A 13,910-nucleotide genomic window follows, 5' to 3' on the forward strand; every position below is an offset into this window, starting at 1 on the left:
TTAAATGAAGATCAAAGAATTTATAAAGGAATTTGAACAAATCGTTCCAATAAGACAGGCAGAAGATTTCGATAATGTTGGCTTGCTTTGTGGAAGCCCTGACAGAGATATTTCTGGTGTTTTGATTGCGCACGATGCTTTGGAATCCGTTGTTGATGAAGCGGTTGAAAAGAATTATAATCTGATTCTTTGTTTTCATCCCATTATTTTTTCCGGACTGAAGTCGATTACTGGAAAGAATTATGTAGAAAGAGCTGTTCTGAAAGCTTTGGAAAATAAAATTGCAATCTATGCGATTCATACGGCTTTTGATAATGATTATTTTGGCGTAAATTATAAAATCTGCGAAGTTCTTGGTTTGAAGAATCAAAATGTTCTGATGCCAAAGCAAAATCAATTAAAAAAATTGGAAGTTTATGTTCCTGTTGATTCTGCTGAGAAGTTGAAAAATGCTCTATTTGAAGCTGGAGCTGGAAATATTGGTTTCTATGATGAATGTAGTTTTTCAATCAATGGCAACGGAACTTTTCGACCTTTGGAAGGTTCAAATCCGGTAACAGGAAGTCATAATGAAAGAGAAAACGCTAATGAAGTTTTACTTTCTGTAATATTTGAAGACTATAAAAAGCATCAGATTCTGTTTGTTATGAAACAAAATCATCCTTACGAAGAAGTCGCTTATCAATTAATTTCTCTCGAAAACGAAAATCAATATACTGGTTTGGGAAGATTTGGGGATTTGGAAATAGAAATGGATGAAATTAATTTTCTGAAATTCGTAAAGGAAAAATTCAATCTTAATGTTATCAGACACAATAATTTAACTCAGAAAAAAATTAAAAGAGTAGGTGTTTTGGGCGGAAGCGGAGCAAGCGGAATCAAGTCTGCATTATCCGCAAAATGTGATGCATATTTGACTGGCGATGTGAAATACCACGACTTTTTTTCCGGGGAAGATAAAATGCTGATTTGCGATATTGGACATTTCGAATCAGAACAATTTGTAACTCAACAATTATTTGAAATTTTGTCCGAAAAATTCACTACATTTGCAATCGCTAAAACGACAAAAAAAACAAATCCTGTTAATTATTTTATATAGATATGGCTAAAGTAAACGAAATTTCTGTTGAAGAAAAATTAAGAGCTCTTTACGATTTGCAAATTATCGATTCCCGTTTGGATGAGATTCGCAATACAAGAGGCGAATTGCCAATTGAAGTAGAAGATCTTGAGATAGAAATTGAAGGTCTTGAAAAAAGAGCACAAAAATTTGAGGCTGAAATTGCTGAACAAAATGCTGAGATCAATAACAAAAAAGAGTTGGCAAAGCAAGCTCAAAACCTTATTGATAAATACAAAGCTCAACAAGATAACGTTAGAAATAACAAAGAATTCGAAGCGTTAGCAAAAGAAGTAGAATACCAGGAGTTAGAGATCCAATTAGCTGAAAAAAGAATTAAAGAATTCGGATCCAGAATCGATCATAAGAAAGAAACTTTGTCTGATCTTAATGCTAAGATTGACGAATTGAAAAACCATCTTTCGCACAAGAAAAACGAATTGGATAATTTGATTTCTGAAACACAGAAAGAAGAAGATTATCTATTGGAAAAATCTAAAGAATTTGCTGAAAAAATTGATGACAGATTGTTGGCTTCTTACCAAAGAATCCGTCAAGGTTCATCTACAGGTCTTGCCGTTGTAGGTTTGGAAAGAGGAGCGCCAAAAGGTTCTTTCTTCACAATCCCGCCACAAAAGCAAATGGAAATAGCTCAAAGAAAGAAAATTATTATCGATGAGCATTCTGGAAAAATCTTGGTAGATGACGAGCTGGTGAACGAAGAAACTGCTAAAATGTTAGATATTATCAAATTCAACTAAGATTTTTTTAAAATATAAGAAAAAAGAGACCTGAAATTCAGGTCTCTTTTCGTTTGAGAGAAAATTAATATAAAATTACCGGATATTAACAGAACCGGAGCTGCTTTCGTTTTTGGTCACTTTGTTCAGGTCACCTCTTTTCACAACGTTGATATCTCCGCTGGAAGAAGCGCTTGCTGTTAAGCTATTACGAACACCAATCGTAATGTCAGCCGAAGAAGAAGTGGTAAGAACCGCGCTGTCTGCGGTTAAGTTTTCAGCTTTGATATCGCCACTTGAAGAAGCTTGTGCACTTACACTGTCTGCTTTTCCTTTGATATTGATTCCTCCTGAAGAAGAAGACTGCAGATTTAGATTTCTTGCATTGATTTCTCCATAAAAATCACCACTGCTGGAAGCTTGGATATTAATGTTGCTTCCGTTGATATTTCCTTTGATGTTTCCGGAGCTTGAAACTTTCACATCAAGGTCAGAAAATTTGAAATCATCTTTCAAAACAATGCTTCCGCTTGAGTTAGCTACCAATCCGTCAAAATCCTTAGCATAAACTTTAATTTTGATTCTATCGGTTGAGATATTCAGTTTACCTTCCGATTGGATTTTCACCTGGACTTTTCTGCCTTCCTGTTTTACGACTACATATTTCATCAGGTCAGAAGGAGCATACACCACAATTTTTTCTTCGCTGGATTTAAAAACTTCTGCGCTAAGAGAAGTTGAGATTTGTAACTCGTCAAAATCCATCGAATAAGATTTCTCGATCACTTCACCTTTTCCGGAGTCAGATAATAGGTGAGAAAACATCACGTCATTGGAACCATTTTTCTGTATGCAGGAAAAATTGGTAACAGAAGCCAAAAGAATTAGGGATAAAAATTTTATTTTCATAAGTATAATTTTTTATAGTTTTTGATTTGTTATTAATATGACAATTGAAAAGTCTTTTTCGTTACATCAAAAAATAAAAATTTTCATTTTAATTAATTTTCTAAATTTACAGCATTAAAAATAAATTATTGATTATGAAAAACATATTGTTTGCTTTCATATTGATAGGCCTTTCTGTTTCAGCATTCGCACAATCCGGTCCGCCGGCTGGTGATGCCAAAGTAGGAGAGTTCTATGGTCAGGATGTTTCCGCAAAAGCTATTAAGAAAGCAATTTCTACAGACGAACTGAATAAAGAATTAAAATCAACGCCGAAAATTTCTAAAACTTCCGTGAAAGGAAAAGTTACTGGCGTGTGTCCTAAAAAAGGATGTTGGGTAAGTCTGGCTACAGATTCTGGCGAAACTTTTTTTGTTAAAATGAAAGATTATGCATTCTTCGTTCCGACTGCTTTGGAAGGCAAAACTGTAGTGTTGGAAGGTAGCGCAGAAAGCAAAACGACTTCTGTAAAAGAATTGCAACATTACGCAGAAGATGCTAAAAAACCGCAAGCAGAAATCGATGCGATTACAGAACCAAAGACTGAAACAAGATTTTTGGCAAGCGCCATCAAGGTTGTAGAATAACTTGATTTGAATATAATTTACAGCTCCGGATTTTCTGGGGCTTTTTTATTAGGGCGTAACCCTTTGTTTTTCCAGAACATTAGTGATAAAAATCAAAGTTTGCCGTAGAAAAACAAGCGGGTCGGGCTATACGCTCATATCTTTTTTGCCCAAGCTTTTTCCAAAGCAAAAAAAGGATAACCGCTACTATCCCTTACGCGCTGGCGCAAAAAACGACATCTGACATCCGTCATCACGCTTCCAGAATCCGATTAATCTGTGTATATTTACACTCTAAATTTTCAAAAAATGGCAGACTGGAAAACCGTCAAAGAATACGAAGATATTACCTATAAAAAATCAAATGGCGTCGCAAGGATCGCTATCAATAGACCAGAAGTCAGAAACGCTTTCCGGCCAAAAACAACCTCAGAACTTTACGATGCTTTTTATGATGCTTACGAAGATTCGTCAATCGGGGTCGTGTTGCTGACAGGCGAAGGTCCGAGTCCAAAAGACGGCGGTCACGCGTTCTGTAGCGGTGGCGACCAAAAAGCACGTGGACACCAAGGTTATGTTGGCGAAGATGGAAGACATCGTCTTAATATTTTGGAAGTTCAGCGTTTGATTCGTTTTATGCCAAAAGCTGTGATCGCTGTTGTAAATGGTTGGGCTGTTGGAGGTGGACATTCGCTTCATGTGGTTTGCGATTTGACTTTGGCGAGCGAAGAACACGCGATTTTTAAACAAACCGATGCTGATGTTACGAGTTTTGACGGAGGTTATGGTTCTGCTTATTTAGCGAAAATGGTTGGTCAGAAAAAAGCAAGGGAGATTTTCTTCTTAGGCAGAAATTATTCTGCCCAGGAAGCGGCGGATATGGGAATGGTCAATGCGGTAATTCCTCACGCTGAATTAGAAGACACAGCTTACGAATGGGCTCAGGAAATACTTGCAAAATCTCCAACTTCTATTAGAATGTTGAAATTCGCTATGAATTTGACAGACGACGGAATGGTTGGTCAGCAGATTTTTGCAGGAGAGGCAACGCGTTTAGCTTATATGACAGAAGAAGCAAAAGAAGGCAGAAATGCCTTCCTGGAAAAACGTAAACCTGATTTCGGAGATAATCAGTGGATATCATAAAAATCAGTAAAATTGTATTGGTTTGAAGAAAGGATTTGAATTTCTGAAACAACTCTGCAGAAACAACAATCGTGAGTGGTTTTCTGAACATAAACTGCAATACGATGCGATTGCGAAAGCTAATAAAATTTTCTTTGATAAGATATTCTCGGACTTTCAGGAATATGATAATTTAGCGAATCTTCATGTTTTCAGAATTTATAATGATGTACGTTTTTCTAAAGACAAAGTGCCTTATAAAACCAATTTCGGTGTAGGATTATCCCGTAGAAAACCGTTTTTGAGAGGTGGATATTATATTCATTTAGAACCCGATAACAGTTTTGTTGGCGGAGGGTTTTGGGGACCAAATTCTGAAGACCTGTTCCGGATCCGAAAGGAATTTGAAAGCAATACAACAGAAATCAAAAGAATTACTTCGGACAAAACTTTTGTTAACTATTTCGGAAAACTGGAAGGAGAAGATGCTGTGAAAATCGCTCCTAAAGGATTTGATAAAAATCACCCAGCTATTGATTTGATCAAAAAGAAACAATATGTCGTGAAGAGAAAATTTTCTGATAAGGAGGTCTTTTCTGATGATTTTAAGGAAGAAATTATTTCTACTTTTCTTGCGATGCGCCCTTTTTTTGATTATATGAGTGATGTACTTACAACAAATTTGAATGGCGAATCTACAATTACAGATTAAAATTTAAAAATGACTAATTGGATAAAGGCAGCCCGGCTGCGGACATTACCACTTTCTTTGAGTGGAATTATTATGGGGAGTTTCATTGCAAAATGGAGACTTTCTGAGAATGGAGGAACTTGGGATTGGAGAATCTTTACTCTGGCACTTCTCGTAACATTATTATATCAAATCCTTTCCAATTTTGCTAATGATTATGGTGATGGGGTGAAAGGAACAGATAAAAACAGAATAGGAGAAGCTGAGCAAAGAGCGGTAGCCTCCGGAAAAATCACAGCAAATCAAATGAAAAATGCTGTAATTTTATTATCGGTTCTGTCTTTTGCTGCAACTGTTACTCTATTGTATGTAGCTTTTTATCCTGATTATATCAAAGAATTCTGGATTTTTATAGGGTTAGGAGTTGCCTGCATTTTAGCTGCAATTGGTTACACGGTAGGTAAAAAACCTTACGGATATTTGGGATTAGGTGATATTTTTGTGTTCGTATTTTTCGGCTTGGTTTCAGTTTGCGGCAGTTATTTCCTGTTTACAAAAACCTTTGATTATGATATTCTGATTCCGGCTTCTGCAATCGGAATGCTGAGTATGGCCGTTCTTAATCTCAATAATATGAGAGATATAGTAAATGATGAATTGTCCGGAAAGAAAACTTTTGCGCTGAGATTAGGCTATAAAAAAGCCATGATTTATGAGATTATTTTATTACAGTTACCAATCCTTTTGATGCTGATGTTCCTGATGATCAATTTTGCTCAGGATCAGAGAAATTACTACCCATTCATTGTGATGATTCTGATATTTCCTTTTATGAAATTAAGAAGAACCATTATGCAAATCAAAGAACCAAAATTACTTGATCCCTTCTTAAAACAGGTGGGAATCTTAACTCTTATGATGGCTGTCTTAACGGCTGTCGGACTTAATTTTGTTAATTAATAAATCGAATAAAAATGAAAATAAAATTCTTAGGACAAAACTGTTTTTTGTTCACGTATAACGGGAAAACGATTCTTTCCGATCCTTTTTACAACTACCAGAAAGAGCAATCCGGTTTTGATATCAAAGCTCAGAAAATTGATTATGTGTTGATTACACATGCGCACGGCGACCATATCGCTGATGTGAAAGAAGTTCTTGAAAATCATCCTGATGCAACTGTAATTGGACAACCAGAGATCTGTGGTTATTTTGGACATTCCAATAATATCGATATCAATTTCGGAGGTTCTGCAAAATTGGAAGGTTTGAAGATTTCTATGGTTCCTGCTTTACACACAAGTTCTTTCCCAGACGGAAGTTATGGCGGTTTGGCAGCAGGATATATTTTCAGATTTGAGGATAAAAGAAATTTATATCTGGCCGGAGATACAGGTGTAACTTCAGAAATGAGCTTGTTTCCGCAGGTTTTCGGAACTTTGGACTTATCCATCCTTCCGGTTGGGAAACATTATACGATGTGTCCTAGAAAAGCCGCTTTTGCAGCATCAGAATTATTGAAAACCCCTAAAGTTATTGGTTGTCATTTTGATACTTTTCCACCGATTGAAATCAATCACGATGATGCGAAAAAGCATTTCTCAGATAAGAACATCGAGTTTACTTTACCAAAACTAGGCGAGGAGTTCGAATTTTAATTAAAAAAATTCTGAGATTAAATAATTTCTAAATCACTTAATCTCAGAATTTCTTGATGTATAGATACAAAAAATGGCAAGCTACCTAAATCACACCGCTACAACCGATTACCTTTGCTGCGTTCCCACCCTGGAGGATTCTCAGGAGCTGGTTGTTTAGGACTTGCCGGTGCAAAGATAAAAATTTAATATTGAATTAAAAAATGAGACATACAGGATATTAAGACTAATTATATAATTATGATTTTAAAAAACTGATTCTCAGAATTAAAAATTTTCAATTTTTTTAGAAAAATAAAATTATGACAAAAAATCCTGTAGCCGTTGGCTTTGGTTTATTTTTAGCGACAATGTTAGTGTTCTTCGTTGTTTATTACTTTTTTGCAGACGCCAATTATTGGAACACGACGATGAGAGTCAATGCTTTTGGAATGACATTTCTTTACGTGTTTGGTGGATTTATTTCTGTGCTTTGGCTTCGTGGAAAAGATAAAATCACTTATCCGCAGGCTTTTAAACAATCTTTTGTGACACTGTTCGTTGGTGGATTTCTTTCAATGCTGTCTATTTTCGTATTTCTGAATTATGTTGATACCGATGCTAGAGATATGCTGAGTCATCAATACATCCAAACCGAATTGGATAATCTGGATGTAGCTTATGAACAGAAAAAATTGGAAGCAGCGAATCTGAAGGACCAAACTAAAATCAAAGAGCTGGAAACAGATTATAAAAATGCCAAAGAAGCTAGAGTAGCAGCTCAGAAAGAGAACCGCAATTATTTTTCTTTCCAATTTTTGTCTGCTGTTTTTGGTGGATTTTTACTATTTTATTTACTTTTGTCTATTATCATTGCTGGCTTTTTGAAAAATAAAAAACGATACGAGTAAGATGTTGGATAATAAATAATTATGGGGCTCTTTTTAAATTATTAAATTAATCATTTATCCCTAAGATTATAAAATCTAATATCTAAAATCTAACATCTAACATCTTTTATAAAAAAATGAATCTTTCTATAATTGTCCCATTACTTAACGAGCAAGACTCTCTGGAAGAGTTGTTCACCCGAATCGACAACGTTTGCCGAGATAACAAATTATCTTACGAAGTCTGGTTCATCGATGACGGAAGTACGGATTTGTCCTGGTCCATTATTGAAAATTTGAAAATCCAACATCCACAGATTCATGGGATTAAATTTTCTAAGAACTACGGAAAATCTCAGGCGCTTCACGCAGCTTTCGAAAAAGTCAATGGCGATGTGATTATTACAATGGACGCAGATTTACAAGATTTTCCGGAAGAGATTCCTGAATTGTACGAAATGGTAACTCTGGGCAATTATGATATTGTTTCCGGCTGGAAAAAGAAACGTTTCGATAATGTAATGACTAAAAATATTCCATCAAAATTGTTCAATGCGGCGGCCAGAAAAGTTTCCGGCGTTTCACTTCACGATTTCAATTGTGGTTTGAAAGCTTACAGAAAACAAGTCGTAAAATCCATTGATGTTTACGGCGATATGCATCGTTATATTCCGGTTTTGGCGGCTAATGCAGGTTTCAGAAATATTACCGAAAAACCGGTTCAGCATCAGGCAAGACCTTACGGAACCTCAAAATTTGGGACTGAGCGTTTTGTTCGTGGATTTTTGGATTTGGTGACACTTTGGTTTGTCAGCAGATTTGGTGGGAGACCGATGCATTTCTTCGGCGCTGCCGGAACATTGATGTTCATTATCGGGTTTTTATCGGCAGTTTGGCTAGGCGTTTCAAAACTGATTGATGTTTATATCTTCAAAATTTACGGTAATCTGATTGCTAATAATCCTTGGTTTTTCATTGCTTTGACGATGATGATTCTGGGAAGTTTATTGTTTGTAGCTGGATTTTTAGGCGAATTGATTATTAGGACTAATCGTGAGCATAAGAATTATCATATTGAGGAATTGATATAATTTAAAATGAAATATTATTTATACTTATTTCTAATTTTCACAGCCATTTCCTGCGGAAAAGTAAAACCAAAAGGCGGAATCCAATCCAAAGATGTAGAATTGGCCGAGTTTAATAAATTGGATTTAAAGGGAAAATTCCGTGTTTTTTATGTTCAGAGTGCACACAACTTTGTGAATGTGGAAACTTATCCTAGTTTCTTTGATAATCTTAATATTGAAGTTAAAGATAAAAATCTGTCAATTTCTGAGAAAAACGAAACGGATAAAGTTGATTTTTATAATATTACGATTTACGGAAAAACTCCGTTTGATGTGATTAAAATAGCTGATTCTGTAGAACTTAACATCTCAAGTCAAATGAAAGTTGAAAATTTTGCACTTCATTTAAAAGATAATGCTAAATTTATCGGTTCAGTGATTTCGGAAAAGGCTGAGATAGAAATGGCAAACAAAAGCCGGGCTAATCTGCTGGGAAAAACAACTTTAGCCAAACTTAATATTAAAGATACCGCGAGTATTATTTCGCCGTATTGGTATATCAAAGATTTGGAAATAGAGTCTCAGAACGGGAATTATGCAGAACTGAATGTCGATGAAGAAATTAAAGGAAAAATCGGTAATACATCAAAATTGATTTATTACGGAAATCCTTCGAAAAAACTGAAAGTAACTGATAAAGCGACTTTAGAGAACAAGAAATTAAATTAAACAAAAAACTATAAATAATGTCAGAATTATCAACATTAGATAAAGCAAAACTTTGGCTTGGAGAAGCATTTGACGAAGAAACCAGAAATGCCGTACAAACTTTAATTGATTCCAATTCACCTGATTTGGAAGATTCTTTTTACAGGGAATTAGAATTCGGAACAGGAGGAATGCGTGGTGTAATGGGAGTTGGAACCAATCGTTTAAATAAATATACGTTAGGTCAAGCTACTCAAGGACTTGCTAATTATCTTCATCAATCTTTTCCAAATGAAGAAATCAAAGTAGCGATTGCTTATGACGTTCGCAATAATTCGAAAGAATTCGGGAAAATTGTTGCGGATGTTTTGACCGCAAACGGAATCAAAGTTCTTTTGTTCAAGGAACATCGTCCAACTCCGGAATTGTCTTTCACTGTTCGTGATAAAAAATGCAACGCGGGAATCGTTTTGACAGCTTCCCACAACCCACCGGAATACAACGGTTACAAAGTATATTGGAATGACGGTGCTCAAATCGTTCCGCCAGATGATGAAAATATCATCAGAGAAGTTTATGCAACTAAGTTTGAGGACATCAAATTCAACGGAAATGATGATTTAATCGAATGGGTTGGCGAAGACCAGGATGATGTTTACATCGATGCTTGTATGGAAAATTCTCTTTATCAAAATGTTGGAAGAGATAACTTAAACATTGTTTTCACATCCATCCACGGAACAACTTATACGACCGTTCCAAAAGCATTGAAGAAAGCCGGATTTACAAAATTGGATTTGGTTAAGGAACAGATGATTCCAAGCGGAAATTTCCCAACCGTAGCTTCCCCGAATCCGGAAGAACCAGCAGCATTGTCTATGGCAATGGATTTGGCAAGAATTACCAATGCTGATATAGTTATCGGAACAGACCCGGACGGCGACAGGCTAGGAATTGCAGTTAGAAATCTTGAAGGCGAAATGCAGCTTCTGAACGGAAATCAAACCAATACAATCTTAACATATTATATTCTTGACCAGTGGAAAAAAGCAGGAAAAATCACCGGAAAAGAGTTCATTGGTTCTACCATTGTAACTTCTGACGTGTTCTTTGATGTTGCAGAGAAATTCGGAGTGGATTGCAAGGTTGGTTTGACAGGTTTCAAATGGATCGGCAAGATGATTCGTGATTTTGAAGGTCAGGAAAAGTTTATTTGCGGCGGCGAGGAAAGTTTCGGTTTTATGACTGGAGATTTTGTTCGTGACAAAGATTCTTGTGGTTCAATCCTGACAGCCTGTGAAATCGCTGCTTGGTGTAAAGCTAATGGAACAACGGTTTACGAATATATGATTGAAATCTACAAAGAAGTTGGTTTCTATTACGAAGGCTTGATTAATGTCGTAAGAAAGGGTAGAACAGGAGCGGAAGAAATTACGCAAATGATGAGCGATTTCAGAAGTAATCCTCCGAAAGAAATTGCTGGTTCTCCTGTAGAAGAAGTGAAGGATTTCAAGGAACAGACCTGTTTTGTTGTTTCTAAAAACGAAAAAAGAGTAATGGACGATATTCCGAAGTCTAATGTATTGATTTTCTATACTCAAGACGGAACTAAAGTTTGTGTTCGTCCTTCCGGAACCGAACCAAAAATAAAATTCTATGTTTCTGTAAAAGACAGCATCACCTCCAAAGAAGATTTTGTTGCAAAACTTCCTGTGTTGGAAGCGAAAATTGCGAAGGTAAAACAGGACCTTAATCTGTAATTGAAATTTTATCAGAATAGAAATATAATCCAAAATATTTTTAACCTAAAGTTCTCAATTACTGAAGCGATTTAGTTTTGAGAACTTTTTTTGTTGTGTAACTTGAATTAATCTGTTACATTTAACAAATTTGCAAATCATAAAAAGTAAAAATCCGGATGCACTCCGGAACAACATCAAAAAATATCTCAGTGAAAGTATCAAAACTCGCATCTAACCTGATTGGTTCAGAAATCATTAAAATCGGAAATGAAGTCAATGATCTGAAAGCCAAAGGTGCACAAATCTCAAATCTTACAATTGGCGACCTTAATTCTAACATCTATCCAATTCCATCCGAATTGAAACAGGGAATTGAGAAAGCTTATAAAAATAATCTGACCAATTATCCACCGGCAAACGGTTTACAATCTCTAAGATCTTCCGTAAGCAATGACCTTAAAAAACGTTGGAATCTGGATTATTCAGCCAATGATATTTTGATTACGGCTGGTTCAAGACCTTTAATTTATGCGGTTTTCAAAACAATTGTTGACGAAGGAGACAAGGTAATTTACCCGATTCCTTCCTGGAATAATAATCATTATGCTTATTTAACAAGTGCGAATGCAGTTGAAGTGCAGACCCAGGAATCAAATAATTTCTTACCGACAGCGGACGACCTTCGTCCTTATGTTGATGGCGCTGTTTTGCTCTGTCTTTGTTCTCCACTGAATCCAACAGGAACAATGTTCACAAAAGAGCAATTGTCTGAGATTTGTGAATTGGTTTTGGAAGAAAACAAAAAAAGAGGCGCAGACAAAAAACCTCTTTACTTGATGTATGACCAGATCTACGCAATGTTGACTTTTGGTGCTGACCATTACAATCCGGTAAGTCTTTTCCCTGAAATGAAAGATTACACGATTTATGTTGACGGAACATCTAAATGTTTTGCTGCAACAGGTGTTAGAGTAGGTTGGGGCTTCGGACCTAGTTTGGTAATTGATAAAATGAAAGCTCTTTTGACACACGTTGGAGCTTGGGCGCCAAAACCAGAACAGGAAGCGGTTGCTGAATTTTTAACTGATGATTCTGCAGTAGATAAATTTCTTGATGATTACAAACAAAAACTGAATATAAGTTTGAAAGAACTTCACGCAGGAATCCAAGATTTAAAATCGAAAGGATTGGCTGTGGAAAGTATCTCGCCAATGGGTGCGCTTTATTTGACCATAAAATTGGATTATTTGGGCAAAACCACTCCAGAGGGAAAAGTGATCGAGAATTCTACAGATTTGGTTTTCTATCTGATTAATAATGCAGGAATGGCTTTGGTCCCGTTCTCAGCATTTGGAAATGATAAGTCAGTGCCTTGGTTCAGAGCTTCTGTTGGAGGCTGTTCGTTGGATGATATTAAGGATTGTCTTCCGAAGTTGCAAAGAGCTTTAGAAAATCTTAAATAGTTATAAGTTATTAATTATGAGTTATGAGTGACAGTATTGTTGGTAGAAAAAGTTTTGAATTCGCTGTCAAAATTGTAAATTTTTATAAAAAGTTTTCTGTTGAGAAAAGAGAATTTATTTTATCAAAACAATTACTTCGTTCGGGAACTTCTGTTGGTGCTAATATCAGAGAAGGAATTAATGCCCAAAGTAAAAGAGATTTTATTCATAAACTTTCAATTGCACAAAAAGAATGTGATGAAACTATTTATTGGATAGATTTGTTATTTGAAACCAATTATATTCAGAAAGAAGATTTTGATGATTTAAAAAATGATGCAACTGAAATTTTGAAAATCTTGAGAAGCATTATTAAAACGACAAAAGCTAACAATTCATAACTATTAATTCATAACTCATAATTAAACTATATGAAAGTTATCGCAGTTATTCCTGCTCGTTACAATTCAACCAGATTTCCCGGAAAACTAATGGAGATTTTAGGGAACAGAACCGTGATTAATACTACCTATCAGAATGTTGTCGATACTGGTTTGTTTGATGACGTTTTTGTCGCTACGGATTCTGAATTGATTTTTGATGAGATTTCAAAAAACGGCGGAAAAGCTGTAATGACAGGAGAACACGAAACCGGGAGCGACAGAATTGCGGAAGCTGTTCAAAACATCGATTGTGATATTGTGATTAATGTTCAGGGCGATGAACCTTTCCTCAAGAAAGAACCTTTGAAGCAGTTGATTGATGTTTTTTATAGAGATGATAAAAAGGAAATTTCTTTAGCTTCATTGAAAATTCAATTAAAAGAAGCTGAGGAAATCCAAAATCCAAATAATGTCAAAGCTATAACGGATAATAATGGGTTTGCGCTGTATTTCAGTCGTTCAGTAATTCCTTTTCACCGCGAATTGACTTACAATGTCAAATATTACAAACATATTGGCGTTTATGCTTTCAGGAAAGAAGCTTTGATTAAATTCTCTTCTCTGGAAATGACACCTTTGGAAATTTCTGAAAAATTGGAACAGCTGCGCTATTTGGAAAATGGAATGAAAATTAAATTGGTCGAAACAGATTTCATTGGCGTTGGAATCGATACGCCGGAAGATTTGGATAAGGCAAAAAAACTGATTTAATTTAGCTGTTATTAATGTTAAAATTAACGTTCTTTAAGACAAGAAGCCAAATGAAAATTTTATCTTAGCAACCT

The 13,910-nt window shown here is 35.6% G+C and carries 15 protein-coding genes and 1 other RNA gene; 14 read left to right on the plus strand and 2 right to left on the minus strand.

The features are described 5' to 3' along the window. The first annotated feature begins 4 nt into the window (after positions 1-4). Both AC5P2S_RS08250 and AC5P2S_RS08255 read left to right on the plus strand, forming a co-directional pair. On the plus strand, positions 5-1,102 hold the full coding sequence (locus AC5P2S_RS08250; RefSeq protein ID WP_494556922.1) for a Nif3-like dinuclear metal center hexameric protein: 1,098 nt from the start codon (positions 5-7) through the stop codon (positions 1,100-1,102). Between the two features lie 2 nt (positions 1,103-1,104). Next, positions 1,105-1,884 (plus strand): zinc ribbon domain-containing protein, encoded by a 780-nt coding sequence (locus tag AC5P2S_RS08255; RefSeq protein WP_283415223.1) that lies wholly within the window; start codon positions 1,105-1,107, stop codon positions 1,882-1,884. A 75-nt stretch (positions 1,885-1,959) separates the two neighbouring features. On the opposite strand, the gene AC5P2S_RS08260 is transcribed toward AC5P2S_RS08255, so the two are convergent. Further along, positions 1,960-2,772: a head GIN domain-containing protein gene (locus AC5P2S_RS08260; protein WP_494556923.1), complete on the minus strand. Its 813-nt coding sequence runs from the start codon at positions 2,770-2,772 to the stop codon at positions 1,960-1,962. 134 nt (positions 2,773-2,906) lie between these two features. On the opposite strand from AC5P2S_RS08260, the gene AC5P2S_RS08265 reads away from it, so the two are divergent. The 5 genes from AC5P2S_RS08265 (at position 2,907) to AC5P2S_RS08285 (ending at position 6,851) form a co-directional block, all read left to right on the plus strand. Continuing rightward, positions 2,907-3,398 (plus strand): DUF4920 domain-containing protein, encoded by a 492-nt coding sequence (locus AC5P2S_RS08265; RefSeq protein ID WP_494556924.1) that lies wholly within the window; start codon positions 2,907-2,909, stop codon positions 3,396-3,398. Between the two features lie 288 nt (positions 3,399-3,686). Next, entirely contained in the window at positions 3,687-4,523 is an 837-nt protein-coding gene (locus AC5P2S_RS08270) for a 1,4-dihydroxy-2-naphthoyl-CoA synthase (RefSeq protein ID WP_283415227.1), read from the plus strand. A 22-nt stretch (positions 4,524-4,545) separates the two neighbouring features. Continuing rightward, positions 4,546-5,214, plus strand: coding sequence for a DUF2461 domain-containing protein (locus AC5P2S_RS08275; protein ID WP_494556925.1), 669 nt, complete (start codon positions 4,546-4,548; stop codon positions 5,212-5,214). A gap of 9 nt (positions 5,215-5,223) precedes the next feature. Continuing rightward, positions 5,224-6,153, plus strand: coding sequence for a 1,4-dihydroxy-2-naphthoate octaprenyltransferase (gene menA / locus AC5P2S_RS08280; RefSeq protein WP_494556926.1), 930 nt, complete (start codon positions 5,224-5,226; stop codon positions 6,151-6,153). A 14-nt stretch (positions 6,154-6,167) separates the two neighbouring features. Beyond that, complete coding sequence (locus AC5P2S_RS08285; RefSeq protein ID WP_494556927.1) at positions 6,168-6,851, plus strand: metal-dependent hydrolase; 684 nt, start codon at positions 6,168-6,170, stop codon at positions 6,849-6,851. Between the two features lie 71 nt (positions 6,852-6,922). Here the strand turns inward: AC5P2S_RS08285 and ffs are convergent. Further along, positions 6,923-7,020: signal recognition particle sRNA small type (gene ffs, locus AC5P2S_RS08290), an RNA gene on the minus strand. A gap of 133 nt (positions 7,021-7,153) precedes the next feature. Here ffs and AC5P2S_RS08295 point away from each other — a divergent pair. The 7 genes from AC5P2S_RS08295 (at position 7,154) to kdsB (ending at position 13,836) form a co-directional block, all read left to right on the plus strand. Continuing rightward, the gene (locus AC5P2S_RS08295; RefSeq protein WP_494556928.1) at positions 7,154-7,741 is read left to right on the plus strand and encodes a DUF4199 domain-containing protein; all 588 of its coding nucleotides are present in this window, start codon (positions 7,154-7,156) and stop codon (positions 7,739-7,741) included. A gap of 116 nt (positions 7,742-7,857) precedes the next feature. Then, positions 7,858-8,811, plus strand: a complete 954-nt coding sequence (locus AC5P2S_RS08300) for a glycosyltransferase family 2 protein (RefSeq protein WP_283415232.1) — start codon at positions 7,858-7,860, stop codon at positions 8,809-8,811. A gap of 6 nt (positions 8,812-8,817) precedes the next feature. Further along, positions 8,818-9,519, plus strand: a complete 702-nt coding sequence (locus tag AC5P2S_RS08305) for a GIN domain-containing protein (RefSeq protein ID WP_494556929.1) — start codon at positions 8,818-8,820, stop codon at positions 9,517-9,519. A gap of 17 nt (positions 9,520-9,536) precedes the next feature. Then, positions 9,537-11,258, plus strand: a complete 1,722-nt coding sequence (locus tag AC5P2S_RS08310; protein ID WP_494556930.1) for a phospho-sugar mutase — start codon at positions 9,537-9,539, stop codon at positions 11,256-11,258. Positions 11,259-11,449: 191 nt separating this feature from the next. Then, the gene (locus tag AC5P2S_RS08315; RefSeq protein WP_494556931.1) at positions 11,450-12,703 is read left to right on the plus strand and encodes a pyridoxal phosphate-dependent aminotransferase; all 1,254 of its coding nucleotides are present in this window, start codon (positions 11,450-11,452) and stop codon (positions 12,701-12,703) included. 23 nt (positions 12,704-12,726) lie between these two features. Then, entirely contained in the window at positions 12,727-13,083 is a 357-nt protein-coding gene (locus AC5P2S_RS08320) for a four helix bundle protein (protein ID WP_494556932.1), read from the plus strand. Between the two features lie 30 nt (positions 13,084-13,113). Further along, on the plus strand, positions 13,114-13,836 hold the full coding sequence (gene kdsB, locus AC5P2S_RS08325; protein WP_494556933.1) for a 3-deoxy-manno-octulosonate cytidylyltransferase: 723 nt from the start codon (positions 13,114-13,116) through the stop codon (positions 13,834-13,836). The last annotated feature ends 74 nt before the right edge of the window (positions 13,837-13,910 follow it).

It is taken from the genome of Epilithonimonas sp. 33E (assembly GCF_059372615.1).

Bases quoted from the DNA above. Each gene is read 5' to 3' on its own strand.
- AC5P2S_RS08250 (WP_494556922.1), top strand. From the start codon at position 5: ATGAAGATCAAAGAATTTATAAAGGAATTTGAACAAATCGTTCCAATA.
- AC5P2S_RS08255 (WP_283415223.1), top strand. From the start codon at position 1,105: ATGGCTAAAGTAAACGAAATTTCTGTTGAAGAAAAATTAAGAGCTCTT.
- AC5P2S_RS08260 (WP_494556923.1), bottom strand. From the start codon at position 2,772: ATGAAAATAAAATTTTTATCCCTAATTCTTTTGGCTTCTGTTACCAAT.
- AC5P2S_RS08265 (WP_494556924.1), top strand. From the start codon at position 2,907: ATGAAAAACATATTGTTTGCTTTCATATTGATAGGCCTTTCTGTTTCA.
- AC5P2S_RS08270 (WP_283415227.1), top strand. From the start codon at position 3,687: ATGGCAGACTGGAAAACCGTCAAAGAATACGAAGATATTACCTATAAA.
- menA (WP_494556926.1), top strand. From the start codon at position 5,224: ATGACTAATTGGATAAAGGCAGCCCGGCTGCGGACATTACCACTTTCT.
- AC5P2S_RS08285 (WP_494556927.1), top strand. From the start codon at position 6,168: ATGAAAATAAAATTCTTAGGACAAAACTGTTTTTTGTTCACGTATAAC.
- AC5P2S_RS08295 (WP_494556928.1), top strand. From the start codon at position 7,154: ATGACAAAAAATCCTGTAGCCGTTGGCTTTGGTTTATTTTTAGCGACA.
- AC5P2S_RS08300 (WP_283415232.1), top strand. From the start codon at position 7,858: ATGAATCTTTCTATAATTGTCCCATTACTTAACGAGCAAGACTCTCTG.
- AC5P2S_RS08305 (WP_494556929.1), top strand. From the start codon at position 8,818: ATGAAATATTATTTATACTTATTTCTAATTTTCACAGCCATTTCCTGC.
- AC5P2S_RS08310 (WP_494556930.1), top strand. From the start codon at position 9,537: ATGTCAGAATTATCAACATTAGATAAAGCAAAACTTTGGCTTGGAGAA.
- AC5P2S_RS08320 (WP_494556932.1), top strand. From the start codon at position 12,727: ATGAGTGACAGTATTGTTGGTAGAAAAAGTTTTGAATTCGCTGTCAAA.
- kdsB (WP_494556933.1), top strand. From the start codon at position 13,114: ATGAAAGTTATCGCAGTTATTCCTGCTCGTTACAATTCAACCAGATTT.